This window comes from Streptococcus sp. SN-1 (assembly GCF_041154385.1).
Classification (GTDB): domain Bacteria; phylum Bacillota; class Bacilli; order Lactobacillales; family Streptococcaceae; genus Streptococcus; species Streptococcus mitis_CT.
Genome location: NZ_AP028929.1, coordinates 134,007 through 159,160 on the forward strand (window position 1 = coordinate 134,007; position 25,154 = coordinate 159,160).

Here is a 25,154-nt window from a genome sequence, read left to right on the forward strand (position 1 = left end):
TTAGAACTCCGTAATTTCGAAGGCGCCAGTTTCTTTTTCGTAATCTAGCAATTTGTCAGACAAGAGTTCGATATACTCGATATTGTACTCTGGGCGATTTTCTTCGACAAGTTGGCGAGCAGCGATACGGCCCTCAAGTTCTGAGCTGGCATCGATGTCTAGGTAAAGTGCGCGTGTAGTTTCACGACGTGGGCTACGTTCTTTTGTTTCTTGATAAAAAACTTTGTAAATCATATAGTTCCTTTCTATTTACAGGTCAGCTTATTCCAAACTTTTAGCAGAGAATTGCTTGATTTCATTCCATTTTTTGTCTAGATTGACCTTGATTCGTTACAATTATTTCAATTATACCACAAAATGAAAAATTAGTAAAAGACGGAAACGAGAAAGTCAGGGGACGATTTCTTTGGTAAGCGCTTGCAAAAATAAAGAAAATATGTTATATTGATAACGGGAGTGGAATTTATTGCTTGTCATAATTCCATATAGTTTTTAAGTCAAGGAGGTTGCCCTATGTATAACTTATTTGCTTTTGCTATCGGAGTTCGTTTGGTAGCTTTTATTGTTTTTGTTGCTTGCGTTTATGCGGGGAATCTTCTATTTGCCAAACTGGAACGACGACAAACCAAGTTCTTGTGGAAAATTACCTTTGTGACTCTCTACTCGCTTTTTCTCCTCCTCGTAACCTATGTCGTTTGGTTTGTATTTTACTTTGGATTAAATGCTTAGATGCCCTGCTTATGCTGGGGCATTTTTGTTTGGGGGTAAAGAAAATTCCCATGTGCCAGCTTTTGTAGTATAATAGTAAGCAGACCAAAAGATAGGAATGTGTTATGAAAGTATTAGCTTTTGATACGTCCAGCAAGGCTCTTTCTCTCGCTATTTTAGAGGACAAGCAGGTTCTTGCCGAGACGACGATTAATATCAAGAAAAATCACAGTATTACCCTCATGCCTACCATCGATTTTTTGATGGCAAGTTTGGATTGGACGCCCAAGGATTTGGACCGAATCGTGGTGGCGGAAGGACCAGGTAGCTACACAGGCTTGCGAATCGCGGTAGCCACTGCTAAGACGCTGGCTCATACTCTGAACATTGAGTTAGTTGGCATGTCTAGCCTTTTGGCTTTGGTGCCATATCAACAAGAAGGCTTGTTCGTTCCTTTGATGGATGCGCGTCGCAACAATGTTTACGCAGGATTTTATGAAAATGCTAAATCTGTCATGACAGAAGCGCACCTGCCTTTTGAGCGAGTGATTGAGCTAATCAAGGGCGCTAGTCAGGTAACCTTTGTCGGAGAAGTTGGCCCCTTTGTGGAGCAGATTCAAGAACACTTGCCAAGGACTAATTACAAAGAAACCTTGCCAAATGCAGCCAATCTGGCTCTTTTGGCTTGGGACAAGGAAGCAGACTCCTTGCACGACTTTGTGCCGAACTACCTCAAGCGTGTCGAGGCTGAGGAAAACTGGCTCAAGAATCACACCGAATCTGGCGAGTCTTACATTAAACGCCTATGATAGAAATCAAACGAATCCAACAGCAACCTGACTTGGCTCAAGACATCTACGCTGTCATGGCAGCTGTTTACCCAGTCAGTCCTTGGACTCTGGAACAAATCCAAGCAGACCTGTCCCAAGATCAGACTTGGTATGCTCTGGCTTATGATGGAGCAGAAGTGATAGGTTTTTTAGCTGTTCAGGAGAATCTCTTTGAAGCAGAAGTCCTGCAAATCGCTGTCAAACAACCCTATCAGGGTCAGGGAATTGCGTCATCCTTGTTTGCTCAATTGCCGGCAGATAAGGAAATTTTCCTCGAAGTCAGAAAGTCGAACCACCGAGCGCAAGCATTTTACAAGAAAGAAAAGATGGCGGTCATCGCTGAGCGAAAGGCCTACTACCATGACCCAGTCGAGGACGCCATTATCATGAAGAGAGAAATAGATGAAGGATAGATATATTTTAGCATTTGAGACATCCTGTGATGAGACCAGTGTCGCCGTCTTGAAAAACGACGATGAGCTCTTGTCCAATGTCATTGCTAGTCAAATTGAGAGTCACAAACGTTTTGGGGGCGTAGTGCCTGAAGTAGCCAGTCGTCACCATGTCGAGGTCATTACAGCCTGTATCGAGGAGGCGTTAGCCGAAGCAGGGATTACCGAAGAGGATGTGACAGCTGTGGCGGTTACCTATGGACCAGGCTTGGTCGGTGCCTTGCTAGTTGGCTTGTCAGCTGCCAAGGCCTTTGCTTGGGCACATGGACTTCCACTTATCCCTGTTAATCACATGGCTGGTCACCTCATGGCAGCTCAGAGTGTGGAACCTTTGGAGTTTCCCTTACTCGCCCTCTTGGTCAGTGGTGGACATACAGAGTTGGTCTATGTTTCCGAGGCTGGTGATTACAAGATTGTCGGGGAAACGCGAGATGACGCGGTTGGTGAGGCTTATGATAAGGTCGGTCGTGTCATGGGCTTGACCTATCCTGCAGGTCGTGAGATTGATGAGCTAGCTCATCAGGGACAGGATATTTATGACTTCCCTCGTGCCATGATTAAGGAAGATAATCTGGAGTTTTCATTCTCAGGTTTGAAATCTGCCTTTATCAATCTTCACCATAATGCCGAGCAAAAGGGAGAGAGCTTGTCAACAGAGGACTTGTGTGCATCCTTCCAAGCAGCAGTTATGGATATTCTTATGGCTAAAACCAAGAAAGCTTTGGGAAAATACCCTGTTAAAACTCTAGTTGTGGCAGGTGGCGTGGCAGCCAATAAAGGCCTCAGAGAACGCCTAGCAGCTGAAATCACAGATGTCAAGGTTATCATCCCACCACTGCGCCTCTGCGGAGACAATGCAGGTATGATTGCCTACGCCAGCGTCAGCGAGTGGAACAAAGAAAACTTTGCAAGCTTGGACCTCAATGCCAAACCAAGTCTTGCTTTTGATACCATGGAATAAGGAGTCAGCTTAGGGCTGGCTTTTTTGCCCTCTTAAATGTCAGAATATTTTGACAAATGATTGTAAATAATGATATAATATGCAAAAGCTAGGAGGTGGTCAGATGATTGAGAGAATGGAATTGGGAGAATTTTACAAGGAATTGCGATTGGCTAGAAAGCTCAAGCAGTCAGATGTGGCTTGTGCTGGTCTAACAGCCTCTCAGTTGTCCAAGTTTGAACTAGGACAGTCTATGCTATCTGCGGACAAGCTGATCTTAGCCATCCAAGGAATCAATGTGACCTTCGATGAGTTTGGTCATAAGCTCAACAATTATCAAGAATCTCCACATATGCGATTTGGCAGAAAGGTTGTGGATCGCTTTGCCCACCAAGATATCGCTGGCTTAGAGCAACTGTTGGAGGAAGTCGAGCGAGAACAGATGGCAGAGACCTATCGTCGTTTGAATGCTATTGTAATTAAAAACGCACTCCATTCACTAGATAAAAGCTGCCCACTGGCAGAGGAGGATAGCGAATTTTTGACTAGCTATCTCTACGCTATTGAGTCCTGGACCTGGTTTGAGCTCTATCTTTTTTGCAATACCATGCCTTTCCTAAGCAATCAAGATTTGATATTTTTATCAACCGCTTTAATTGAGAAATCTAAAGAATTTAAAGAGTTAGTACATAATCGATTGTATATGAAGCAAGGACTCTTAAATATCTTATCAGAACTCATGGAGCGTAAACTTTTCTCCTACATCCCAATCTTTGAAGCCGAGTTGGAGAACATGTTGCGACCATATGATGTTTTTGAGAAAGTATCGTGGCAATTTTTAAAGAAGATGAGTGTCTTTCTTCAAACCAAAGGAAGCAATCAAAAAGAGATTGAACACTTTATCCAATCTCTGCAAGTATTAGAAAATCCACAATTGATAGCCCTCTTTGAATTGCGTTTTCAGCAATACAAAGAACTTATCGATTGATTAGAAACGGGAAGACGATAACCCACTCCGAAATAAGCAGGAGTATCAGTTGGATTTTTCTTTTTTTCATCATTATATCCCTCCTTGTTAGTAATAACTTTATTATACCAGTGAAATAATCAAATCTACTAAAATCGCAAATGTGAAATTTCTATAAGAAAAAATATCAAATATGCGATTTTCTAAAATAAGCCAATTTCCATGTTATACTGTCCTTGTAAAACATTTGAAGCAAATCCTAGGTCGCAGAAGTGGTTTACAAGAAGAAAACAATTGAAGGAGTATAAAAGATGTTAAATTTACAATTTGCAGAAACGATGGAATTGACAGAAGATGAGTTGCAAGATGTTAGAGGAGGCAACACTGTGGTTAACCCAGGCGGTGGAATTGGAGTAGGCTTAGGAGCACCTTGGTCAATCACTAATTTCTGGAAGAAATATTTTAACCATGATTCTTCCACTGTTAATCGTCGTCATTGATATTTAAAGCCCTTGCCTTTGTTTGGGTTAGGGCTTTCTTTATTTCGTAATATAGGAGAAAATAGGATGAAAAAGATAATCTCACGCTACTACTTTATTATAGCTGCTCTACTAGTTATTGCTGACCAGAAGTTCAGTGGTCTGGTTTTATCTAGCGACTTTGCTCTTGGTCTATCTGACTTTACCTATTATCTGTCGGATATGATGTTGAATTTTCTTGTGGTTTTATTTGCTCTTATTGTTATGATTTGGTCGGGGAAATGGCAGAAAATCAACAATAGAAAGTTTAAAAGATCCTATCTTTTCTATTCCTTCCTAGCTCTGCTTGCTTTTGTTGCTTGGAATTTTGTCACCTTTTTTCTTTTCCCACCTACTCGAAATGAAATTTCTTATCAACATGCTGCTCCTACTTTTACAGGAGCTACGGCATTTTTGATGTATTTTTTTTATCCTGTGATTGCAGGTCCCATTTTTGAAGACATGATTTATCGTGGATTAGTGATGACTGCTCTGGAAAAAGGAAAGAAATGGGGGCTAGATGTACTTGGTTCCGCTGTTTTATTTGGGGTTTCGCACATTAGTAATCACGGTTGGGTATTGACAGACTTTGTCTTCTATATGGGTGGCGGACTCATATTTGCTGTCTTGTTTAGAGTGACCAAGTCCATTTATTGGCCTATTGGGCTGCATATAGTCTACAATGGCATTGGTCAGATTTTGATGTTACTGTAATTTTGGTTGTTAGTAGTATCGCGGTCTATCCTTGGGGAAAGAGTCCCATTTGAATTTAAAAAGGAGTTGTGATGAAAGTATTTCTTCAAAATAGAAATTTTAGGCAATTAACCATCAACCAGTGGATTTCAACGGTTGGGGATACGATTTTTTATCTGGCCTTTTTGAATTATGTGGCAGATGCATCTTTTGCCCCTTTGGCGATTTTACTGATCACGATTTCAGAAACCCTTCCTCAAGTTCTGCAAATCTTTCTGGGAGTTTTGGCGGATTTTCAACATCATCGTGTCCTAAAATATACAATGATTAGTTTTGCAAAATTTTTGCTTTACTCTATCGTTTCTTTATCACTTTCAGGGCAGTCCTTTTCCTTGTTATTAGTAGCATTTATTTGTCTGATTAACCTCTTATCTGACACATTGAGTTATTTTTCAGGCGCCATGCTCACTCCGATTTTCATTAGAATTATTGGGCAAGACCATCTGGCAGAAGCTATTGGATTTAAACAGTCAACTGTTAGTTTAGTGAAAACAATCAGTAATATTCTAGGAGGAGTCTTACTAGGTATTCTATCTATCCAGTCTATTTCCTTACTGAATGCTCTGACCTTTTTAATCGCATTTTTAGGTATTCTTTTCATAAAAACAGACCTCTTGAAAGTAGAAAAAACGATTAGCTATCAAGAAGGACTCTCTGTAAAATCCTTTTGCCAGCATCTGCTCCAATCATCAAAATTGATATGGAATATGAATAAGGTGCTCTTGGTTTTGTTTATTATCTCTATTAGTCAAGCAGTGATAAATGTTACAGTTCCTGTTTCTACTCTGTTTTTGAGGAATCAGCCCTTTTTGAATTTACAAACAGGTCAATCTCTTGCCTTGTTATCCACCCTTGAATTGTCAGCCCTTATTGTCGGAAGCCTTGTGAGTGGCTATCTGAAGAATACAATCTCCATAAAACTAGCCCTATATGCCTCGCTTATTATCCAATTACTCCTTTTAGTTGGCTTTGTGGCAGTTCGTTTTGACTGGATTCTTATCTTTAGTGCCTTGGATGCCTTTTTCGCAGGTATCCTCTCTCCTCGATTACAGGAACTCATTTTTAAACAAATACCTGAGGAGTCAATGGGAGCAGTTCAATCCTCTATCGGTGCCATTACAGTTGTTTTACCTAGCTTATTTACAATAGCTTTGGTAACCATTGCTACTAGCTTTGGAACTCTGGCAGTTAGCTTTGTTTTATTGCTATTTCTTCTAGCTGCCTTTATCATACTCTTGAATATCCGTGAAAACATTTAGCGAAGAATGTGTATATTATATGTTTGAGACTGGATTCCAGTCTGTTTATGATGGCTACAATCAGCAGACTGTTAAATTTTTGAGAAAGTTGCTTGACACTTCAGACCAATCGGTTTATAATTAAAAAATGTAGAGATAAATACATGAGAAAAGAAGAAAAAACAAGACTACGAAGAGAGAAAATCATTACCGCTGCTTTGTTTGAATTTGCTACAAAAGGCTATCAAGGTTTTGTCATCAATGAACTTTGTAAAGTGGATGGTATTTCCAAAGGAGTTTTGTATCATAATTTTTCAGGGAAATCAGACCTCTATCTAACTTGTTTTCAGGAGAGTTTTGAGAAAGCTTTGGCAGTGTTTCTGGGGGTGGAAGGTCAAGTGCCCTCCTTAGCTGATTATATGGAAAGACGTCACCAATTTTATCAGCAATACCCAGAACATAGCCACATTTTCTTTGAGGCAATGATTGCGACACCAGAAGAATTGGAAGCAGACATTGCACCACAGAAAGCTATCTTTTTGGACTTGAATGAACAAGTTTGTCAAAAACTTATATCAGAATCCAAACTGAAAGAGCATATTGATGAGAAACGAGCTATGGACTATCTGCGATTGATTCAGGATATGTTTCGTTCCTATTATTTAACTGTTTCGTCAGATAGCAGTTTGCCTGACTTGGTTTCAGGATATGAACATCAATTATCACAGGTTTTGGATATGATGATTTATGGAATACTAGAGGAAGATTCCTCTAAAAAAGGAGAAAAATAATGTCGAAAATTTGGAAATGGTTGTTACTAATTGCGGGTATTTTTGCAGTTTTTGCAGGTTTTAATATGTTTGCACATCCTCTTATTAGCTTGGCTTCCATGACTTTCTGGTTTGCACTTGTATTTGCAGTTCAAGGGATTTCTGAGATTGTACAATACTTCAAATCAGAAGAAAAGCATGGCTGGAATTTATTTGGAGGAATTGTTACCCTCATCCTCGCTCTTACCTTGTTCTCAGGTAGCTTTATTGAAATGGTAACATTTGTACCATTTATCATTTCTTTATGGGCCTTGACAAATGGTATTACAAAAACTATCGTTGGTTTCAAGGTTCGTAAGACGGATAAATCGGTAGGTACCCCTCTAGTTTGGATGGGGATTTTAGGAATCGTAGCAGGTTTAATCATGATGGGACACCCATTGATGACCGGTCTCTATATTAGTTACACCATTGCCTTTGTCTTTATTTATCAAGGTATTGTGGCAATTGTTCAATTCTTCAAGATTAAATAAGAATAAAATGGAGTCTGTCTGATTACAATCAGCAGACTTTTTTCTCTTTCCTGAATGTGTTATAATAGTCCATGCTATGGCTGGAGCCTTTTCAGCCTACTTATACTCTTCGAAAATCTCTTCAAACTGCGTCAGCTTCTATCTGCAACCTCAAAACAATGTTTTGAGCAACCTGTGGCCAGCTTTCTAGTTTGCTCTTTGATTTTCATTGAGTATTATTAAGACAATATGAGGAGAAAGATGAAAGAAAAAGGATTTTGGGAGGGGGCGCAGGCGGCCATGCCAACGGCCCTTGGTTATGTCAGTATTGGCTTGGCCTGTGGGATTATTGGTGCGCCCTATGTGACACCTGTTGAGATGGGCTTGATGAGCCTCTTTGTTTATGCTGGGAGTGCCCAGTTTGCCATGTTGGCACTGATTGCGGTTCAAGCACCTGTGGCAGCTATTGCTATGACGGTCTTTTTGATTAATTTGCGTCTCTTTTTGTTGAGTTTGCATGCGTCAACCTATTTCCGTCATACCAGTCTCTGGCAAAATATCGGTATGTCTAGTCTCTTGACGGATGAGACTTATGGCGTTTTGATGGGCGAGTTAGCCCATACAGACAAGGTCAATCCTATGTGGATGCACGGAAACAATCTCAACAGCTATGTGGCTTGGTTTGTGGGAACAGTTGTCGGAACGGCTCTGGGTGGTCTGCTGCCAAATCCAGAAATCTTTGGCTTGGATTTTGCCCTGGTTGGGATGTTCATTGGAATTTTTGCTTCGCAATTCCAGATTATGCAAAGACGGATTCCTGTCCGCAATCTGCTCATTATCCTAGCAGTTGTTGCGGTGTCCTTCTTTTTACTCTTAACAGTGGTGTCTCAGTCGCTAGCTGTTCTGTTTGCGACCTTGCTAGGTTGTACAATGGGGGTGGTTTTAGATGGTCAGTAAGTATCTTTTATTAGCAGTTATTTTCTCTGGCTTGGTGACTTGGATTCCCCGTATGATTCCCTTCATCTTGGTCAAGTATAAGGGCTTGCCTGCAATCGTTGAGCGTTTTTTGAAATTCTTGCCCGTTTCTATTATCTTTGCCTTGATTCTTTCAAGCGTAGTGACAGGCAAGGTTGGGAGTCTTCCTCAAATCAAATGGCTGGACTTCTTAGCAGTCTTTCCAACAGCTTGGGTAGCCTTTCGCTACCGCAATCTAGTCGGAACAGTTCTCTTTGGAGTTGTCTTGATTGCCGTCCTACGTTTACTATTTTAAATGGGCTATAAAGAAAATCTATCACAGAGATAGATATCATATAATGGCATAATTACTTTTTTTCTGATAAGATAATAAGGTATTCTATTTTGGAGGAAATGACATGAAAAAAATCGTTAAATACTCATCTCTTGCTGCCCTAGGGCTTGTTGCTGCAGGTGTGCTTGCGGCTTGCTCAGGTGGTGCGAAAAAAGAAGGAGAAGCAGCTAGCAAGAAAGAAATTATCGTTGCAACTAATGCTACACCAAAACCATTCAACTATGAAGAAAATGGCGAATTGACTGGTTACGAAATTGAAGTGGTTCGCGCTATCTTTAAAGACTCTGACAAGTATGATGTCAAGTTCGAGAAGACAGAGTGGTCAGGAGTCTTTGCAGGACTTGATGCTGACCGTTACAATATGGCTGTTAGCAACATCAGCTACACTAAAGAACGTGCTGAAAAATACCTTTATGCAGCTCCAACTGCTAAAAACCCTAACGTTCTTGTAGTGAAAAAAGATGACCCTAGCATCAAATCGCTTGATAATATCGGTGGAAAATCAACAGAAGTTGTTCAAGGGACAACATCTGCTAAACAGCTAGAAGATTACAACAAACAACACTCAGATAATCCAACTGTCCTAAAGTATACTAAAGCGGACTTCCAACAAATCATGGGACGCTTGAGCGATGGCCAGTTTGACTACAAGATTTTTGATAAAATCGGTGTTGAAACAGTCATTAAGGACCAAGGTTTGGACAACTTGAAAGTTATCGAACTTCCAAGCGACCAACAGCCTTACGTTTACCCACTTCTTGCTAAAGGTCAAGATGAGTTGAAATCATTTGTAGACAAACGTATCCAAGAACTCTACAAAGACGGAACTCTTGAAAAGTTGTCTAAACAATTCTTTGGAGACACTTATTTACCAGCAGAAGCTGATATTAAATAATTTCTTGAAATCATCCATTCTGAGTAAGGTGGGTGATTTCTCAGTTTTTAGGGATATAGTTTTAAACTATATATCTGACTATCTAATAACAATTTGTGAAATTAAACAAATTGTGAGATACTAGTACGGTATTATTTTTAAGGAGAAAGAATCATGAAAATTAAAAAATGGCTTGGTGTGGCAGCTCTTGCTACAGTCGCAGGTTTGGCTCTTGCAGCTTGCGGAAACTCAGAAAAGAAAGCAGACAATGCAACAACTGTTAAAATCGCAACTGTTAACCGTAGCGGTTCTGAAGAAAAACGTTGGGACAAAATTCAAGAATTGGTTAAAAAAGACGGTATTACTTTGGAATTTACAGAGTTCACAGACTACTCACAACCAAACAAGGCAACTGCTGATGGTGAAGTAGACTTGAACGCTTTCCAACACTATAACTTCTTGAACAACTGGAACAAAGAAAACGGAAAAGACCTTGTAGCGATTGCAGATACTTACATCTCTCCAATCCGCCTTTACTCAGGTTTGAATGGAAGTGACAACAAGTACACTAAAGTAGAAGATATCCCAGCAAACGGAGAAATCGCTGTACCAAACGATGCTACAAACGAAAGCCGTGCGCTTTACTTGCTTCAATCAGCTGGCTTGATTAAATTGGATGTTTCAGGAACTGCTCTTGCAACAGTTGCTAACATCAAAGAAAATCCAAAGAACTTGAAAATCACTGAATTGGACGCTAGCCAAACAGCTCGTTCATTGTCATCAGTTGACGCTGCCGTTGTAAACAATACCTTCGTTACAGAAGCAAAATTGGACTACAAGAAAGCACTTTTCAAAGAACAAGCTGATGAAAACTCAAAACAATGGTACAACATCATCGTTGCGAAAAAAGATTGGGAAACATCACCTAAGGCTGATGCTATCAAGAAAGTAATCGCAGCTTACCACACAGATGAAGTGAAAAAAGTTATCGAAGAAACATCAGACGGTTTGGATCAACCAGTTTGGTAATAAGAAACAGGGAGGTGGGAGAGAAAATTCCACCTCTTGCTTTTGTATAGAGCATGGATTGTCAGGAAGAGTAGTTCATAGAAAGGTAGAGAGAATATGGTTTTTCCTAGCGAACAAGAACAGATTGAAAAATTTGAAAAGGATCATGTAGCACAGCATTATTTTGAGGTTTTGCGTACCTTGATTTCTAAGAAATCAGTCTTTGCCCAGCAGGTCGGACTTAAGGAAGTCGCAAACTATCTGGGTGAGATTTTCAAGCGTGTTGGGGCTGAAGTGGAGATTGATGAGACTTATACGGCGCCCTTTGTCATGGCGCATTTCAAGAGTTCGCGTCCAGATGCCAAGACCTTGATTTTCTATAACCACTATGACACTGTGCCAGCGGATGGGGATCAGGTCTGGACAGAGGATCCCTTTACGCTTTCGGTCCGTAATGGTTTTATGTATGGGCGTGGGGTTGACGACGACAAGGGTCATATCACAGCTCGTTTGAGTGCTTTGAGAAAGTATATGCAACACCATGATGATCTGCCTGTCAACATTAGTTTTATCATGGAGGGAGCAGAGGAATCTGCCTCGACAGACCTAGATAAGTATCTGGAAAAACATGCGGATAAACTCCGTGGAGCGGATTTGTTGGTCTGGGAACAAGGGACTAAAAATGCCTTGGAACAGTTGGAAATTTCTGGTGGAAACAAAGGAATTGTGACCTTTGATGCCAAGGTAAAAAGTGCCGATGTGGATATCCACTCTAGTTATGGTGGGGTTGTGGAATCAGCTCCCTGGTATCTCCTTCAAGCCTTACAGTCTCTTCGCGCTGCAGATGGCCGTATCTTGGTTGAAGGCTTGTACGAAGAGGTGCAAGAACCAAACGAACGGGAGTTGGCCTTGGTGGATACCTACGCTCAACGAAATCCAGGGGAAATTAGCCAGATTTATGGTTTGGAATTGCCTCTCTTACAAGAGGACCGCGCAGCCTTTCTAAAACGTTTCTTTTTCGAGCCAGCCCTTAATATCGAAGGAATTCAGTCAGGCTACCAAGGGCAAGGAGTCAAAACGATTTTGCCTGCAGAAGCCAGTGCTAAGTTAGAAGTTCGTTTGGTTCCTGGCCTAGAATCGCATGATGTTCTGGAAAAAATTCGGAAACAGCTAGACAAAAATGGCTTTGATAAGGTAGAATTATACTATACCTTGGGAGAGATGAGCTATCGAAGCGATATGAGCGCACCATCTATTCTCAATGTGATTGAGTTGGCCAAGAAATTCTATCCACAGGGCGTTTCAGTCTTGCCGACCACAGCGGGGACAGGGCCTATGCATACGGTCTTTGATGCCCTAGAGGTGCCTATGGTAGCCTTCGGTCTAGGAAATGCCAATAGCCGAGATCACGGTGGAGATGAAAACGTGCGAATCGCCGATTATTACACCCATATTGAATTAGTAGAGGAGCTGATTAGAAGCTATGAGTAGAGATATTATCAAGTTAGATCAGATCGATGTGACTTTTCACCAAAAGAAGAGAAGCATCACAGCGGTTAAGGATGTGACCATTCACATCCAAGAAGGGGATATCTACGGAATCGTTGGATATTCTGGAGCAGGGAAATCAACCCTTGTACGGGTGATTAACCTCTTGCAAAAACCATCTGCAGGGAAAATTACCATTGACGATGATGTGATTTTTGATGGCAAGGTGACCTTGACGGCAGAGCAGTTGCGTCGTAAACGTCAGGATATCGGGATGATTTTCCAACATTTCAATCTGATGAGCCAAAAGACGGCAGAGGAGAATGTAGCCTTTGCACTTAAACACTCTGGGCTCAGCAAGGAAGAAAAGAAGGCTAAAGTTGCTAAGTTGTTGGACTTGGTTGGTTTGGCAGATCGTGCTGAAAATTATCCTTCACAACTATCTGGGGGGCAAAAACAGCGTGTGGCCATTGCGCGTGCCTTGGCAAATGATCCAAAAATCTTGATTTCGGACGAGTCAACTTCTGCCCTTGATCCTAAGACAACCAAGCAGATTTTGGCCTTGTTGCAAGATTTGAACCAAAAATTAGGCTTGACGGTTGTCTTGATTACGCATGAAATGCAGATTGTCAAAGATATTGCCAACCGTGTGGCAGTTATGCAGGATGGGCATTTGATTGAAGAGGGCAGTGTCCTTGAAATCTTCTCAGACCCTAAACAACCTTTGACACAAGACTTTATCTCAACAGCAACAGGAATTGACGAAGCCATGGTCAAAATCGAGAAGCAAGAAATCGTGGAACACTTGTCTGAAAACAGTCTCTTGGTGCAACTCAAGTATGCAGGGGCTTCAACAGATGAGCCACTTTTGAATGAATTGTACAAGAATTACCAAGTAACGGCTAATATCCTCTATGGAAATATCGAAATCCTAGATGGCACTCCTGTTGGAGAATTGGTTGTAGTCTTGTCAGGTGAAAAAGCAGCGTTGGCAGGTGCCCAAGAAGCCATTCGTCAAGCAGGCGTGCAGCTAAAAGTATTGAAGGGAGGACAGTAAGATGGAATCATTGATTCAAACCTATTTACCAAATGTCTATAAAATGGGCTGGGCTGGTCAAGCAGGCTGGGGAACAGCCATCTACCTAACTCTTTATATGACAGTTCTTTCCTTCATCATCGGAGGGTTCTTGGGGCTAGTGGCAGGTCTCTTCCTTGTCTTGACAGCGCCAGGTGGTGTCTTGGAAAATAAGGTCGTCTTCTGGATTTTAGATAAGATTACCTCTATTTTCCGTGCAGTTCCTTTCATCATCCTCTTGGCAGTCTTGTCACCCTTCTCTCATCTAATCGTAGGAACAAGTATCGGACCAAATGCGGCTATCGTACCCCTATCTTTTGCAGTCTTTGCCTTCTTTGCTCGTCAGGTGCAGGTGGTCTTGGCTGAGTTAGATGGCGGTGTCATTGAGGCGGCTCAAGCGAGCGGAGCGACCTTCTGGGATATCGTGGGTGTTTACCTATCAGAAGGTCTTCCAGATTTGATCCGTGTGACGACTGTGACCTTGATTTCCCTTGTTGGGGAAACAGCTATGGCCGGTGCAGTTGGAGCTGGTGGTATCGGTAACGTAGCCATCGCCTATGGATTTAACCGCTACAATCACGATGTGACCATCTTGGCAACCATCATTATCATTTTGATTATCTTTGCAATCCAATTCTTGGGAGACTTCTTGACTAAGAAATTGAGTCATAAATAAAAAGAGCTAGGACATCTGTACATCATTCATAAGAGTTGTCATTATAGTCAAGACTTAAAATTCTCTGTACTGGTTGCTATCAATCGTTGCTTTTATGAGTTAGAGAGTTAAGAATTGTGGGGAGTCAATATGCAAAATCTGGGAGAAGTTTTTAAAGAATTGAGAAAGAGTCGGAATGTATCTCTACAGGAAGCGACGGGAGGAGAGTTTACTTATTCCATGCTGAGTAAATTTGAGCGTGGAGAAGCAGACTTATCCTCTATGAAATTGATTACTGCTTTAGATAACATCCACTCTGATTTGAATGAATTTATGTACTTGGTACGTGGTTTTTCTCAGAAAAAGGTTTTGGCTTTTCAAGAAAATCTCTGGGATCTATATGACAGAGAAGGGATTGATTCTCTCCACTCCTTGTATGAACAGAAGACTCAAAAGTATAGATCAAGTGGTGAAAAAAGCTATCTCTTACAAATGATTCGTATCAAGAGCCTTCTTGTATTTTTTGATTCAGAAATAAGAGCAACGGATGAAGAACTAACTTTTCTCTATGACTATTTTTTTACTATTGACATCTGGGGAAATTATGAATTGGAACTATTTTCAACGATTTCTACTTTGTTTCCTCTGCCCCTCTATTTTAAATATTCTAGGGAGATGTTGCAAAAGACGGATTTATTAGGCTCTTTACCTAGTAACAAAGTTGGTATTGACACCATTTTAATTAATGGACTCTTTAAAGCGATAGAGGAAAAGGATAAATTAAAAGCAGACTATTTTACCTTTCAGATTGAAAAACGCGATTTACCAGAATCTGAAGCTTATCTTAAAATCATTTATATGATTGCTAAAGGGTATTATGATACTATTTTTAAAGTAGAAAATAAGGGGCTTGAAAAAATCCAAAGAGGCATTACAATCTTACAAGATTTAGAGTATGTAGATGGTGCAAGATACTATGAAAACTATTTTGCAAGTCAGCTCTCAAATAAAGATTTGTAATATATTCCAATTACATCGACTGATGAAAAATAAATGGGTTTGTAGATGGAGTGATAAATAGCAGTATCTAGGAGCTAGAGTTCCTATTTTCAGAAAAAATATATTACAAAAAAGTGGGGAGTCCCGCTTTTTTTGTTAGACTGAATTCAATAGAATACTCTTTGAAATGTGAGAAAGGCCTGTTATGAAACTATTCTTAAACCACCATTTATTTAGGATACTTACCTTATCAAGGTTTTTGAGCTCAAGTGGAGCTTATATTTATAATCTGGTATTTATCGTTTATGCTGCGAGTCTACCCTTTAAAAATATAGCTGTATTTATGGCGAATATGATTACGATTTTACCTTTCCTATTTACTTTTTATGTTGGGATTAAGGCTGATCATACTCGGAATAAAGCAGGGACAATTATCTGGGTTGGTTGTGTGCAAAGTCTCCTATTTCTTTTGATTGCTAGTGTGATTCATGACCAGAACTTCGTAACGTTTGCTTTTATCTGTATGGTTAATATCTGTTCGGATATTTTATCGGATTATACAGCAGGCCTTCGTATGCCGATTATCCAGCATAATATTTCGGAAGATAGACTCTATGAAGCTTATTCCTTTACTCAGTTTGTTTCCTATTTATCAAATCTAGGAGGTCAAGCCTTAGGAGTGTGGTTACTCACAACCAGCCATCAAAATTTTTCTTTTGTTGCAATTGTGAACGCTGGCTTCTTTTTACTATCTTCTCTTATTTTGTTCAAAAATAGCAGAGAATTGACACATTTGTCTGTAAAGGTAGAGAATGAGCCTATTCGTTTGCTTCAACAAGTTAAGGCAATCTATGCGGACATGGATGATATCTTTAGGCAGAGAGAAAGTAAATCATTGCTTAAAATGATCCTTGTCATTTTGGTAATGAATACTTTGGGAGGAGCTGTTGGAGGTATTTATCACTTTTATTTATTAGACCATACTATCTATCATCTCAGCTATGCTCAAGCCCTATTTTTAATTGAATGTGTTAGTTTGGGAGGAGCTATTCTTGGTAGCCTAACTCCCCATGATTATTTTGGGAAATTGTCTTTCTCAAGTTTGCTATCGCTCAATGCAATTCTGTTTGTCTTGCTGGCTACTGCTAATATTTTAGATTTTCCTCCTCTAGTAGGTGTTGCTTGCTTAGCCTTTGTCATGTATTTGATGTCGAAATCAATGCCTAAATTAGATACTCTGTTATTGTCTAATTTGAGTGCGGATGTATTAGCTCGAAGTAATAATCTCTTGAGTATGATTTTTTCCCTAACATTACCCTTGGGGATGTCTGTATTTTCCTTCTTAGCTTTACAAGATATCAGGCTTTGTTGGTGGGTGTTTTTGGTAGTGAGTGTGATAGGGTTGATTTTATCACTAGAAAAAAGAAGTTTTTCGGGTAAAAAATTTTAACCTAGGGAAATCAGGCTTACTAGAAGGTCTTCCAGATTTGATTCGTGTGACAACTGTGACCTTGATTTCCCTTGTTGGGGAAACAGCTATGGCTGGTGCGGTTGGAGCTGGCGGTATTGGTAACGTAGCCATCGCTTATGGATTTAACCGTTACAATCACGATGTGACCATCTTGGCAACCATCATTATCATTTTGATTATCTTTGCAATCCAATTCTTGGGAGATTTCTTGACTAAGTCTTGAGTCATAAATAAAAAAGAGCCGCCTGGCTCTTTTTTAGTAATCAGATTTTCTGTGCAAATTTTTTACTCAAGGCTTGTCCAAGCAAGGCACCCACTAGGGCTCCGATGACAACACTTGCGATAAATAGAAGGATGGTTCCAGGATTTGGCGCGACCATGATACGGTCGATATATTCTTGCGATTTTCCTCTTGCTAGAAGGGTTGCCATATAGGCTTTGGGGGCAATCCACATAAGTAAGATTGGTCCTGATGTGCTAAAGGCAAAGAGTATGAAAGAAAGGAAGTTCTTTGTTTGGTCCTTGTATTTTCCTAGATTAGCTACTCCATCTGCTAGGAGGCCACAGATAATTCCAGGAAGGAAGGCACCGGCACCGTGTTTAGTCCCCAAGAAAAAGAGGGCAATGACAAGGCCGATAGTGGTAATGGCTCCAAAGCGCGGAACTTTTGCGACTAGGATCATATAGACGCTACCGCCGACAAGGGCAGTAAAGGCAGGCGCATAAAACATGTTTCCAGTTTGGTCAAAGAGATTGCCCAAAAGGACACCAATCCCCATACAGAGGAAGTAAAGAACTGCAAAAAGTAGTGTAGTTAAGATAGATTTTTTCATGAATTGTCTCCTGATCATTTTCTCACAATTCTCATTGTACCACGGTTTGATGGGATTGTAAATGGGCACTAGAATTTTTTGAAAACGCTTGAAATATGATATAATGGTTTCATAGTTATTTTTAGGGGGATATCATGGGGAGATTTTTAGACTTTGTCTTTAATCGTTTCTTTTTAGGGATGATTGCGACAGCCTTCTTTTGGCTATTAACCTTGGCAGGAGGGATTATCCTTGGTCTAGCGCCGGCTAGTGCCACCTTGATGAGCCTATATGCAGAACATGGTTATAGTTTTCGGGAATATAGCTTGAAGGAGGCTTGGTCTCTTTATAAGCAAAATTTTGTTTCAAGCAACCTGATTTTCTATAGCTTTTTAGGGGTGGATCTAGTTTTGGTCTACGGACTGTATCTCTTGGTGCAATTGCCTCATCAGACTATTATTCATTTGATTGCGACCTTTTTGAATGTTCTAGTAGTTGCCCTGCTGTTTCTGGCTTATACAGTATCTTTGAAATTACAAGTTTATTTTGATTTGTCCTATCGAAATCGTCTCAAACTATCCTTGATTGGCATCTTTATGAGTCTAGCAGCCGTGGCCAAGGTTCTCCTTGGGACCGTACTACTTGTGGTAATTGGTTACTATATGCCTGCCCTACTTTTCTTTGTAGGAATTGGGATGTGGCATTTCTTTATCAGTGATATGTTGGAACCGGTCTATGAAAGTATCCATGAAAAATTGGCGACAAAATAGAATGAAGCAGTTTTGGCTACATACGCTTCTGAGAACCTACAGTTCAGTTATGATGATTATTATTGCGAGTTTTGCAATCTTACTCTCTTACGCTGACTGGGATTCACGGGAAAAGGAAGCTCAGAGAGTAGCCCAGCGTGTAACCACTCGAACAGTCGAAGAGGTGGAATATTATTATCGCGAGTCAGCCCAGCTAGCTCAAGATTTAGTAGCCAATCAAGACCGGATACAAGGGGTTTATAAGTACTTTAGCCTGTCAACTTCTGAGTATTTTTATTGGCTGTTAGAGCATCAAGCAGCTTCGTCAACTTCTATTTCTCTGTATGAAAATATCGATGACCTGTATGTTCAGAATGACTATATAACGGGTGTTGCAATCGTCTTGCAGGACTTTAAAGAAGTTTATGTTTCGAGCAGAAATGAGAGAGGTGGTCATTCGGTACTTGCGGAAGGCTTTAAACCAGAGGCCAATAGTTTTGGGGTTCCTATTTTAGAACCAGCGACGGATCAATCGATAGGGGTTGTTTATATTTCCTTGGATCCAGAAATCTTATACCATGCTGTAGACAATACCCGAGGTCATATCCCGATGGCTGTTACTGTGACATCGCCTTTTGATACGGAGATTTTTCATATTGGTGAGAGGGTCAATAGGGAACATGAGAACTGGTTTGTTGGTGTAACCTCTCATGGCTATCAAGTTCAGGTAGCAGTTCCCAAAAACTTTGTTTTACAAGGAACAGTGACTAGCTCTGCTTTGATTGTGGGCTTAAGCCTTCTCTTTATTGTTATTCTCTATCTGACTTTGAGGCAGACCTTTGCTAATTACCAAAAGCAGGTAGTGGATTTGGTGGATTCCATTCAGGCTATTGCCCAAGGGGAAGAAGGTCTTCGCATTGCTACGCTTGAAAAGGATCAGGAATTGCTCTTAATCGCAGAGACCACCAATGATATGTTGGATCGATTGGAAAAGAATATCCATGATATTTACCAGTTAGAACTTAGTCAAAAAGATGCCAATATGCGAGCCTTGCAGGCGCAAATCAATCCTCATTTTATGTATAATACGCTGGAATTTTTGCGCATGTATGCAGTTATGCAGAGTCAAGATGAGTTAGCAGATATCATTTATGAATTCAGTAGTCTCTTGCGTAACAATATTTCCGACGAAAGAGAAACCCTTCTCAAACAGGAATTAGAATTTTGTCGTAAATATAGCTATCTCTGCATGGTTCGCTATCCTAAATCCATTGCCTATGGTTTCAAGATAGATCCAGGGTTAGAAAATATGAAGATTCCTAAGTTTACCTTGCAACCGCTGGTAGAAAACTATTTCGCGCATGGTGTTGACCATAGACGGACAGATAATGTGATTAGCATCAAGGCACTTAAACAGGATGGGTTTGTGGAAATTTTAGTGGTCGATAATGGCCGTGGAATGTCAGTTGAAAAGCTGGCAAATCTCCGAGAAAAATTAAGTCAGAGACAGTTTGAACACCAAGCCAGCTATAGTGATCAAAGGCAGTCTATTGGGATTGTCAATGTACATGAGCGTTTTGTGCTCTATTTTGGGGACCGCTATGATATTACTATAGAGTCTGCGGAGCAAGCAGGTGTTCAGTATCGTATTACAATTCAAGATGAGTAGAAAGGGAGAAAATGTATAAAGTATTATTAGTAGATGATGAGTACATGGTGACAGAAGGTCTGAAACGTTTGATTCCCTTTGATAAGTGGGATATGGAGGTCGTCGCAACAGCCAGTCATGCCGATGAAGCTCTAGAGTATGTTCAAGAAAATCCAGTAGATGTGGTCATTTCAGATGTCAACATGCCCGACAAAACAGGGCTTGACATGATTCGGGAAATGAAAGAAATCTTACCAGATGTTGCCTATATCCTGCTCTCAGGTTATCAGGAATTTGATTACGTAAAAAGAGCAATGAACCTTAGTGTGGTGGACTATCTGGTTAAGCCTGTTGACAAGGTAGAGTTGGGAAATCTGCTGGAGAAGATTGCAGGTCAGCTTGGAGAGAGAGGAAAGAAAATTCAGACCCTTAGTCAAGATTTAGACGAGGCTGGATTTGTTAGTTATCTAGGAGGTAAGGAGAATTGGTGGATAGGCCTATCCAAGGAAAAACAAGGCTCTTTCACCATTCCCTACTATGTGTTAGGACAAGATTGGCAGATTTTTATTTCTGATCAACCCCTAGATGGTTTAGTCGTTACTCCCTTTGAAGCTCCTTATCAAGAACACTTTGAACGCTGGAAGCTGAATGCTGAGAAAGCCATCTTTTACGGCTCAGTAAATCTACAGCAGTCGGAGAGTCTCTTTGCCTATTACGAACCGATTTATAGGGTTATCATTCAGGGGGATCTCAACCAAATCGTGGAAGAGTTAAACCTCTTGGAGAAGGTAGTTCTTGAAAATACACCCCGTGTTCCGATTACCAAACAGCTTTTTATCCAGTTTGTCATGGATGTCTTTCACTTGTTTGAACATCTAAAAGCTGATGATTTAACGGATATTGTCAAAACGATTCATGCTATTCAATCCTTCGATGAATTGGTTCCTTATATCAAGGAAACTCTGACCCGCTTTTTTGGGCAATATCGCATGAATGAAAATGTGGTCAGTGTACTGGAAGTTATTGGGCGTGATTATCAGAAAGAACTTTCGCTCAAGGATATCAGTAAGGATCTTTTTATCAATCCTGTCTATCTAGGTCAGTTGATTAAGCGAGAAACCAATTCGACCTTCGCAGAGTTACTAAACAAACAACGCATTAAGGCTGCCCAGCAACTCTTACTTTCAACCAGTGACAGTATTGAAGATATTTGCTATGCTGTTGGTTACAGTAACGTGGGATATTTCTATAAAGTGTTCCGAAAATTGTGCGGAAAATCGCCAAAAGCCTACCGAAAACAGGTAGAAACTATACTATAAGATTTGTATTCCCTTACAAAAGGTGCTATAATATCAATAATAATATCAGGAGGTTCTATCATGAAAAAGAAACCGATTTATCTATGGGTCTTGCTAATCTTGTCTGCTCTTATTTCAGCTATGTCTCTGTTTGGAATGTTGAGTCCCTTGCCTAGTAAAGAAGCCCTTCGTGCCGCTCAGAAACAAGTTGCAGGGGTCAGTGCTCAGCAATTAGAAGACAACATCAATTACACCTATAGAGTAGCAGAATCAACTCATTCTATTTTTAATATGGCCTTGATTGTGCTATCTGCTATTTTAGTGGTAGTAGCGATTGTATTCCTTATTCGTAAGAATTTGCAATATGCAAACTATACTTACGTTGGCTATGTTTTGTTAGCCATTATTGGTTCGATTTATGGCTATGTTAGTTTACAGGACGCTGTGCAGTTAGTTCACGATGAGACCATGCGTTTAGGGATAAGTGTTATTTCACAAGCCGTTAGCATTCTCTCTATCGTCATCAATGTTCTTTTCCTAGCTCTTGTCTTCTACAAGATATGGCGTCAACAAAAAGCCTTGGCTGAAGAAGAGGAAACAGAAGAACTTGCCTAAGTATTGACAAAAAAGAGCTATCAAGTTACAATCTTGGTAGTTCTTTTTCGATTAAAAATAAAATCATGGAGGTAAATATGAAGACAATTTCTTTAGTTTATATCAGTCTGAGTGGCAACACTGAGAGTTTTGTGACACGCTTGAAAGACTATCTCTTGTCCCAGTACGAGGGGATTGAGGTTCAAAAGATTCATATCAAGGATTTGGTCAAGGAAGGCCAAGATTTTTATGAAATGGATCACCCTTACGTCGCCTTTCTACCGACCTACCTTGAAGGTGGGAATGGCGTTGATAACGGAGATGTTGAGATTTTGACAACACCAGTGGGGGATTTTATCGCCTATGGTGACAATGCTAGTAAGTGTTTTGGCGTAGTTGGTTCAGGAAATCGTAACTTTAATAACCAATACTGCCTGACAGCCAAGCAATACAGTCAACGCTTTGGTTTCCCTGTATTGGCTGACTTTGAAATGCGAGGCATGCTGGGAGATATCAAACATGTCGCAGCAATTATCGCAGATTTGTATGAGTTGGAAAGAGAGAATTAATACTTAATGAAAATCAAAGAGCAAACTAGGAAGCTAGTCGCAGGTTGCTCAAAGCACAGCTTTGAGGTTGCAGATAGAGCTGATGTGGTTTGAAGAGATTTTCGAATAGTATAAAGTTCTTATAAGAGGTGGTTGAAGTTGTTCAACTGTTTTTTGAGTATAAACAGTCTTTGAGAACGTAAAAAAGCATAAGTTCAGGTCTTCAAAACCTTGTTCTTATGCTTTTTATCATAGAAATATTTGCTGAATGTTCTCTTGAAATGAAACCTTATCTTCATCTCGCGCTTTGTCGATTATCCTGCTTTTCCGATTGCGAGTGCGTAGATAAAGAAGATGGCGAAGCCAAAGAGGAAAATCAATCCTGCAATGGCAAGGTGTTTGAGCCAAGAAGGAAGATTTTTGTTTTCACGCGTTACCAAGGCGTAGTTCAAAAGAGCGAAGAATGGTGTTGTCAGGAAAGAACCGATCATAGCAAAGCGGAGCATGGTTGAAACCTGACCAGCGAAGAACTTGATAATGACGATACCGATGATAGCAGTGATGGTCATCCAGATGTTCAAAGATTTACTACTGTCTTCTTTTTGACTGATTAGCAGTCGGAGAGATTCCTGATTGACACGAGAATAGCCATCGATAACAGTGATAACTGTTCCAAAGATACACAGGAAGGCAATAAAGGTAATCAAGTAACGGGACCATTCGCCAAGAACAGAGGCATACATGCCCACGAATTGAGAGATGTATTTGGCTGAAGCAGCTTCAACTGCTTGCCCTGTAGGATATTGAATCAATGCTCCCAGTGCTACAAAGAACACAGCTAGGATAGCTGTTCCAATGTAACCAACGTTAAAGTCAAATAGAGCGTCCTCGGTGTTAAAGTTGACGGTCTTTTTCTTTTCAGCAGACCAAAGTGAATTGATAGCTGAAATTTCAATAGGAGCTGGCATCCATCCTAAGAGGGAAACGATGAAGGGTAGAGCTGCCATTTGCCAAGGTGTTTTCTCGACAAAATTAGAACTGTATTCTGGATGCTTGACCGCCGCGATGATAACTGCAAGAACAGTTGCAATGGTCAAAGCTGACATGATCCATTTTGCCATGCCGTCTAAGAGTTTGTAGCCTCCAAAGAGTAACATAGCCCAAATGATTGCAACGAGAATGAGGGACCATTGAGTGATGCTAAGACCGATCATTGGGAAGGCGCTGGCGATGATAGCTGAGCACAGAATGGCGACACCAGCTGTGTTGACCATGGCCGAAAAAACATTGAGGATAAAGAAAATCCAGAGATAGAGTTTTCCTTTTTCGGCATAACCTTCAACCAAAGTCTTTCCAGTATCAGCGGTGTATTCAGCACCAAAACGGAAAAATGGATATTTAAAGACATTGGCTAAGATGACCAAGAGGAGTAGAGACCAACCGTAAGAACCACCAGCTTGAGTGGAAGATACAATGTGAGAACCTCCAACAGCAGCAGAAGCCATTAGGATTCCAGGTCCCATTGCTTTTAGTTTACTTGTCCAGGTTGATTGATTTAACGAAATAGCTTGTGACATGATAAGTACTCCTTTTTGAATTTTCAGAATAATCTGGATATGTAATCTATATTCTACAAAAAACTTTGGGAAAATGCAAGAATATTTTGAAAAAAAGATAGAAAATTACAGAAAATTTACAAAGAAGGTCTGAAAATAACCGCTATGATAGCAATACTCTTCGAAAATCAAATTCAAACCACGTCAGCGTCGCCTTACCGTACTCAAGTACAGCCTGTGGCTAGCTTCCTAGTTTGCTCTTTGATTTTCATTGAGTATAAGGTGCAGCAGGATAAAGAAAAACCGAGAAGTTTCTTTCTCGGATTTGCTTATTATGAGGTTCTTACTTTTTATGCTCCAAGAGTCGATTGATGTGATCTACTTTTTTAGCCTCTCTTTTATAGGAAATAGTCCAAATGATGAGGTAGACAATCGCAAACTCAATAATGAGTTGGAGATAGAAAATCCAGTGGAAGGGGAACCAACCTGCTAGGGTTGCTAGTGGGATAAAGCCTACTAGCATGAGGAAAAAATGAGTCAGAGTCGCACGGAGTAAGCTCCAGTCACGGCTGAATAATCGCTTGCCAAAGTTGAAGAGAATACCGATGGCTGCCCAAATAAGTGTACAGTAGAGCAAGACCAGGGCACCGTGAACTTGATGTTGAGTCATCACTTGTCCGATGAGAGAGTCGGGACTTAACGGGGCGTAGGTACTTGGTGCATAAATGAGTGAAAAGATGATAGAGAGGATGAGGCCGATGAGGACACCAGTAGCTGCGTCGTGGAAGATTTGTTTTTTCATAGTTCTAATTTCTCCTTGATGGTTTTTAGGTAACGGCGTGAAGAGTAGGTGAAGCTTTCGTTTTTTAGAAAGATTTCTACCAGACCGTTGGGCGTGAGCTTGAGATGAGAGATGGAGTCGATATTGATGATTTCTGATTGGGAAATTTGGATAAAATTGCTTGGCAAGAGTTCAAGGATCTGATAGAGTCGCAAATCAATGCTGTAGGTCTGACTCGCGGTTTCTGCTAGAACCTTCCGATTCTCGATATAGAAGCGTTGTATCTTACCAATCTTAACTAGATAGACCTGATCATCGATTTTTCCTTTGATTTTTTCTGTTCGGTCCAGATTTTCTGCGAAATCGATGACTTTCTGGACTTTATCTGTCGGCTGAGGTGCTTGAACAATCAGCTTTTCCTCTTCGTAAGTCTCACTAATCTGTAGTTCTACTTTCATAAATTTTTCTCCTTTTTAGTTATACAAGGTTGTGATCACTTCTTGTATACCTTTATTAAACACTATTTTATGCCCCCTTGCAAGGGACTTTGTCTATGTGGAGGGATTTGGCTCCTATGTGGTGGAGCTTTTCTGTCCTGTCT

General features: G+C 40.5%; 29 protein-coding genes and 1 pseudogene. 25 read left to right on the plus strand and 5 right to left on the minus strand.

Features of this window, described 5'->3' with window-relative positions; genetic code table 11:
- Complete coding sequence (locus tag ACAM22_RS00555) at positions 1-234, minus strand: DNA-dependent RNA polymerase subunit epsilon (protein ID WP_000639572.1); 234 nt, start codon at positions 232-234, stop codon at positions 1-3.
- A 279-nt stretch (positions 235-513) separates the two neighbouring features.
- Here ACAM22_RS00555 and ACAM22_RS00560 point away from each other — a divergent pair, with 279 nt between their 5' ends.
- The 20 genes and pseudogenes from ACAM22_RS00560 to ACAM22_RS00655 all read left to right on the plus strand — a co-directional run.
- On the plus strand, positions 514-729 hold the full coding sequence (locus tag ACAM22_RS00560; RefSeq protein ID WP_023945171.1) for a hypothetical protein: 216 nt from the start codon (positions 514-516) through the stop codon (positions 727-729).
- A 104-nt stretch (positions 730-833) separates the two neighbouring features.
- A complete protein-coding gene (gene tsaB / locus ACAM22_RS00565; RefSeq protein ID WP_369606798.1) occupies positions 834-1,517 on the plus strand; it encodes a tRNA (adenosine(37)-N6)-threonylcarbamoyltransferase complex dimerization subunit type 1 TsaB in 684 nt (227 codons plus the stop codon).
- Positions 1,514-1,951, plus strand: coding sequence for a ribosomal protein S18-alanine N-acetyltransferase (gene rimI, locus ACAM22_RS00570; RefSeq protein ID WP_369606799.1), 438 nt, complete (start codon positions 1,514-1,516; stop codon positions 1,949-1,951). The genes tsaB and rimI overlap by 4 nt, the downstream gene beginning before the upstream one ends.
- Entirely contained in the window at positions 1,941-2,951 is a 1,011-nt protein-coding gene (tsaD, locus tag ACAM22_RS00575) for a tRNA (adenosine(37)-N6)-threonylcarbamoyltransferase complex transferase subunit TsaD (protein ID WP_369606800.1), read from the plus strand. Before rimI ends, tsaD begins: the two co-directional genes overlap by 11 nt.
- Before the next feature lie 103 nt (positions 2,952-3,054).
- The gene (locus ACAM22_RS00580; protein ID WP_369606801.1) at positions 3,055-3,918 is read left to right on the plus strand and encodes an XRE/MutR family transcriptional regulator; all 864 of its coding nucleotides are present in this window, start codon (positions 3,055-3,057) and stop codon (positions 3,916-3,918) included.
- Positions 3,919-4,208: 290 nt separating this feature from the next.
- Positions 4,209-4,397 (plus strand): peptide pheromone VP1, encoded by a 189-nt coding sequence (locus tag ACAM22_RS00585; protein ID WP_088777920.1) that lies wholly within the window; start codon positions 4,209-4,211, stop codon positions 4,395-4,397.
- 66 nt (positions 4,398-4,463) lie between these two features.
- Positions 4,464-5,129, plus strand: coding sequence for a lysostaphin resistance A-like protein (locus ACAM22_RS00590; protein ID WP_369606802.1), 666 nt, complete (start codon positions 4,464-4,466; stop codon positions 5,127-5,129).
- A gap of 71 nt (positions 5,130-5,200) precedes the next feature.
- Positions 5,201-6,427: an MFS transporter gene (locus ACAM22_RS00595; RefSeq protein WP_004254988.1), complete on the plus strand. Its 1,227-nt coding sequence runs from the start codon at positions 5,201-5,203 to the stop codon at positions 6,425-6,427.
- A gap of 143 nt (positions 6,428-6,570) precedes the next feature.
- Positions 6,571-7,197, plus strand: a complete 627-nt coding sequence (locus ACAM22_RS00600) for a TetR/AcrR family transcriptional regulator (protein WP_001224323.1) — start codon at positions 6,571-6,573, stop codon at positions 7,195-7,197.
- On the plus strand, positions 7,197-7,709 hold the full coding sequence (locus ACAM22_RS00605) for an HdeD family acid-resistance protein (RefSeq protein ID WP_023945158.1): 513 nt from the start codon (positions 7,197-7,199) through the stop codon (positions 7,707-7,709). Before ACAM22_RS00600 ends, ACAM22_RS00605 begins: the two co-directional genes overlap by 1 nt.
- A 240-nt stretch (positions 7,710-7,949) precedes the next feature.
- A complete protein-coding gene (locus ACAM22_RS00610) occupies positions 7,950-8,645 on the plus strand; it encodes an AzlC family ABC transporter permease (RefSeq protein WP_000659743.1) in 696 nt (231 codons plus the stop codon).
- Positions 8,635-8,958, plus strand: a complete 324-nt coding sequence (locus ACAM22_RS00615) for an AzlD domain-containing protein (protein WP_023945155.1) — start codon at positions 8,635-8,637, stop codon at positions 8,956-8,958. The genes ACAM22_RS00610 and ACAM22_RS00615 overlap by 11 nt, the downstream gene beginning before the upstream one ends.
- A 103-nt stretch (positions 8,959-9,061) precedes the next feature.
- Positions 9,062-9,892 (plus strand): amino acid ABC transporter substrate-binding protein, encoded by an 831-nt coding sequence (locus ACAM22_RS00620; RefSeq protein WP_061088508.1) that lies wholly within the window; start codon positions 9,062-9,064, stop codon positions 9,890-9,892.
- Positions 9,893-10,045: 153 nt separating this feature from the next.
- Positions 10,046-10,900 carry a MetQ/NlpA family ABC transporter substrate-binding protein gene (locus ACAM22_RS00625; RefSeq protein ID WP_061088507.1) on the plus strand — a complete coding sequence of 285 codons (855 nt, stop codon included), beginning with the start codon at positions 10,046-10,048 and terminating at the stop codon, positions 10,898-10,900.
- Positions 10,901-10,996: 96 nt separating this feature from the next.
- On the plus strand, positions 10,997-12,370 hold the full coding sequence (locus tag ACAM22_RS00630; RefSeq protein ID WP_369606803.1) for a M20/M25/M40 family metallo-hydrolase: 1,374 nt from the start codon (positions 10,997-10,999) through the stop codon (positions 12,368-12,370).
- Positions 12,363-13,424 (plus strand): methionine ABC transporter ATP-binding protein, encoded by a 1,062-nt coding sequence (locus tag ACAM22_RS00635; protein ID WP_061088505.1) that lies wholly within the window; start codon positions 12,363-12,365, stop codon positions 13,422-13,424. The genes ACAM22_RS00630 and ACAM22_RS00635 overlap by 8 nt, the downstream gene beginning before the upstream one ends.
- Position 13,425: 1 nt before the next feature.
- Entirely contained in the window at positions 13,426-14,118 is a 693-nt protein-coding gene (locus ACAM22_RS00640; RefSeq protein WP_000444647.1) for a methionine ABC transporter permease, read from the plus strand.
- A gap of 129 nt (positions 14,119-14,247) precedes the next feature.
- Positions 14,248-15,117, plus strand: a complete 870-nt coding sequence (locus tag ACAM22_RS00645; RefSeq protein WP_261052989.1) for an Rgg/GadR/MutR family transcriptional regulator — start codon at positions 14,248-14,250, stop codon at positions 15,115-15,117.
- 184 nt (positions 15,118-15,301) lie between these two features.
- Positions 15,302-16,546 carry a transporter gene (locus tag ACAM22_RS00650; protein WP_261052986.1) on the plus strand — a complete coding sequence of 415 codons (1,245 nt, stop codon included), beginning with the start codon at positions 15,302-15,304 and terminating at the stop codon, positions 16,544-16,546.
- 22 nt (positions 16,547-16,568) lie between these two features.
- Positions 16,569-16,790: pseudogene (locus ACAM22_RS00655) on the plus strand (ABC transporter permease); the annotation flags it as partial.
- 40 nt (positions 16,791-16,830) lie between these two features.
- Here ACAM22_RS00655 and ACAM22_RS00660 read toward each other — a convergent pair.
- On the minus strand, positions 16,831-17,400 hold the full coding sequence (locus tag ACAM22_RS00660; protein WP_261052984.1) for an MptD family putative ECF transporter S component: 570 nt from the start codon (positions 17,398-17,400) through the stop codon (positions 16,831-16,833).
- Between the two features lie 134 nt (positions 17,401-17,534).
- On the opposite strand from ACAM22_RS00660, the gene ACAM22_RS00665 reads away from it, so the two are divergent.
- The 5 genes from ACAM22_RS00665 to nrdI all read left to right on the plus strand — a co-directional run bounded on the left by ACAM22_RS00665 (position 17,535) and on the right by nrdI (position 22,237).
- Positions 17,535-18,149: a DUF624 domain-containing protein gene (locus ACAM22_RS00665; protein WP_261052982.1), complete on the plus strand. Its 615-nt coding sequence runs from the start codon at positions 17,535-17,537 to the stop codon at positions 18,147-18,149.
- Positions 18,127-19,797 (plus strand): sensor histidine kinase, encoded by a 1,671-nt coding sequence (locus tag ACAM22_RS00670; RefSeq protein WP_369606804.1) that lies wholly within the window; start codon positions 18,127-18,129, stop codon positions 19,795-19,797. Before ACAM22_RS00665 ends, ACAM22_RS00670 begins: the two co-directional genes overlap by 23 nt.
- Positions 19,798-19,808: 11 nt before the next feature.
- A complete protein-coding gene (locus tag ACAM22_RS00675; RefSeq protein WP_369606805.1) occupies positions 19,809-21,095 on the plus strand; it encodes a response regulator in 1,287 nt (428 codons plus the stop codon).
- 60 nt (positions 21,096-21,155) lie between these two features.
- Positions 21,156-21,689 carry an ABC transporter permease gene (locus ACAM22_RS00680; RefSeq protein WP_369606806.1) on the plus strand — a complete coding sequence of 178 codons (534 nt, stop codon included), beginning with the start codon at positions 21,156-21,158 and terminating at the stop codon, positions 21,687-21,689.
- Between the two features lie 77 nt (positions 21,690-21,766).
- The gene (gene nrdI, locus ACAM22_RS00685) at positions 21,767-22,237 is read left to right on the plus strand and encodes a class Ib ribonucleoside-diphosphate reductase assembly flavoprotein NrdI (RefSeq protein ID WP_000849611.1); all 471 of its coding nucleotides are present in this window, start codon (positions 21,767-21,769) and stop codon (positions 22,235-22,237) included.
- A 293-nt stretch (positions 22,238-22,530) separates the two neighbouring features.
- Here the strand turns inward: nrdI and ACAM22_RS00690 are convergent, their stop codons facing one another.
- The 3 genes from ACAM22_RS00690 to ACAM22_RS00700 form a co-directional block, all read right to left on the minus strand.
- Positions 22,531-23,793: an NRAMP family divalent metal transporter gene (locus ACAM22_RS00690; protein WP_219967137.1), complete on the minus strand. Its 1,263-nt coding sequence runs from the start codon at positions 23,791-23,793 to the stop codon at positions 22,531-22,533.
- Positions 23,794-24,115: 322 nt separating this feature from the next.
- On the minus strand, positions 24,116-24,574 hold the full coding sequence (locus ACAM22_RS00695) for a DUF3021 domain-containing protein (RefSeq protein WP_261052979.1): 459 nt from the start codon (positions 24,572-24,574) through the stop codon (positions 24,116-24,118).
- Complete coding sequence (locus ACAM22_RS00700) at positions 24,571-25,011, minus strand: LytTR family DNA-binding domain-containing protein (protein ID WP_261052978.1); 441 nt, start codon at positions 25,009-25,011, stop codon at positions 24,571-24,573. Before ACAM22_RS00700 ends, ACAM22_RS00695 begins: the two co-directional genes overlap by 4 nt.
- Positions 25,012-25,154 lie beyond the last annotated feature (143 nt).

Bases quoted from the DNA above. Each gene is read 5' to 3' on its own strand.
- tsaB (WP_369606798.1), top strand. From the start codon at position 834: ATGAAAGTATTAGCTTTTGATACGTCCAGCAAGGCTCTTTCTCTCGCT.
- ACAM22_RS00585 (WP_088777920.1), top strand. From the start codon at position 4,209: ATGTTAAATTTACAATTTGCAGAAACGATGGAATTGACAGAAGATGAG.
- ACAM22_RS00605 (WP_023945158.1), top strand. From the start codon at position 7,197: ATGTCGAAAATTTGGAAATGGTTGTTACTAATTGCGGGTATTTTTGCA.
- ACAM22_RS00615 (WP_023945155.1), top strand. From the start codon at position 8,635: ATGGTCAGTAAGTATCTTTTATTAGCAGTTATTTTCTCTGGCTTGGTG.
- ACAM22_RS00630 (WP_369606803.1), top strand. From the start codon at position 10,997: ATGGTTTTTCCTAGCGAACAAGAACAGATTGAAAAATTTGAAAAGGAT.
- ACAM22_RS00590 (WP_369606802.1), top strand. From the start codon at position 4,464: ATGAAAAAGATAATCTCACGCTACTACTTTATTATAGCTGCTCTACTA.
- ACAM22_RS00690 (WP_219967137.1), bottom strand. From the start codon at position 23,793: ATGTCACAAGCTATTTCGTTAAATCAATCAACCTGGACAAGTAAACTA.
- ACAM22_RS00665 (WP_261052982.1), top strand. From the start codon at position 17,535: ATGGGGAGATTTTTAGACTTTGTCTTTAATCGTTTCTTTTTAGGGATG.
- ACAM22_RS00650 (WP_261052986.1), top strand. From the start codon at position 15,302: ATGAAACTATTCTTAAACCACCATTTATTTAGGATACTTACCTTATCA.
- ACAM22_RS00595 (WP_004254988.1), top strand. From the start codon at position 5,201: ATGAAAGTATTTCTTCAAAATAGAAATTTTAGGCAATTAACCATCAAC.
- ACAM22_RS00645 (WP_261052989.1), top strand. From the start codon at position 14,248: ATGCAAAATCTGGGAGAAGTTTTTAAAGAATTGAGAAAGAGTCGGAAT.
- ACAM22_RS00680 (WP_369606806.1), top strand. From the start codon at position 21,156: ATGAAAAAGAAACCGATTTATCTATGGGTCTTGCTAATCTTGTCTGCT.
- ACAM22_RS00600 (WP_001224323.1), top strand. From the start codon at position 6,571: ATGAGAAAAGAAGAAAAAACAAGACTACGAAGAGAGAAAATCATTACC.
- tsaD (WP_369606800.1), top strand. From the start codon at position 1,941: ATGAAGGATAGATATATTTTAGCATTTGAGACATCCTGTGATGAGACC.
- ACAM22_RS00620 (WP_061088508.1), top strand. From the start codon at position 9,062: ATGAAAAAAATCGTTAAATACTCATCTCTTGCTGCCCTAGGGCTTGTT.
- ACAM22_RS00700 (WP_261052978.1), bottom strand. From the start codon at position 25,011: ATGAAAGTAGAACTACAGATTAGTGAGACTTACGAAGAGGAAAAGCTG.
- ACAM22_RS00660 (WP_261052984.1), bottom strand. From the start codon at position 17,400: ATGAAAAAATCTATCTTAACTACACTACTTTTTGCAGTTCTTTACTTC.
- nrdI (WP_000849611.1), top strand. From the start codon at position 21,767: ATGAAGACAATTTCTTTAGTTTATATCAGTCTGAGTGGCAACACTGAG.
- ACAM22_RS00580 (WP_369606801.1), top strand. From the start codon at position 3,055: ATGATTGAGAGAATGGAATTGGGAGAATTTTACAAGGAATTGCGATTG.
- ACAM22_RS00640 (WP_000444647.1), top strand. From the start codon at position 13,426: ATGGAATCATTGATTCAAACCTATTTACCAAATGTCTATAAAATGGGC.
- ACAM22_RS00555 (WP_000639572.1), bottom strand. From the start codon at position 234: ATGATTTACAAAGTTTTTTATCAAGAAACAAAAGAACGTAGCCCACGT.
- rimI (WP_369606799.1), top strand. From the start codon at position 1,514: ATGATAGAAATCAAACGAATCCAACAGCAACCTGACTTGGCTCAAGAC.
- ACAM22_RS00610 (WP_000659743.1), top strand. From the start codon at position 7,950: ATGAAAGAAAAAGGATTTTGGGAGGGGGCGCAGGCGGCCATGCCAACG.
- ACAM22_RS00695 (WP_261052979.1), bottom strand. From the start codon at position 24,574: ATGAAAAAACAAATCTTCCACGACGCAGCTACTGGTGTCCTCATCGGC.
- ACAM22_RS00670 (WP_369606804.1), top strand. From the start codon at position 18,127: ATGAAAAATTGGCGACAAAATAGAATGAAGCAGTTTTGGCTACATACG.
- ACAM22_RS00625 (WP_061088507.1), top strand. From the start codon at position 10,046: ATGAAAATTAAAAAATGGCTTGGTGTGGCAGCTCTTGCTACAGTCGCA.
- ACAM22_RS00560 (WP_023945171.1), top strand. From the start codon at position 514: ATGTATAACTTATTTGCTTTTGCTATCGGAGTTCGTTTGGTAGCTTTT.
- ACAM22_RS00675 (WP_369606805.1), top strand. From the start codon at position 19,809: ATGTATAAAGTATTATTAGTAGATGATGAGTACATGGTGACAGAAGGT.
- ACAM22_RS00635 (WP_061088505.1), top strand. From the start codon at position 12,363: ATGAGTAGAGATATTATCAAGTTAGATCAGATCGATGTGACTTTTCAC.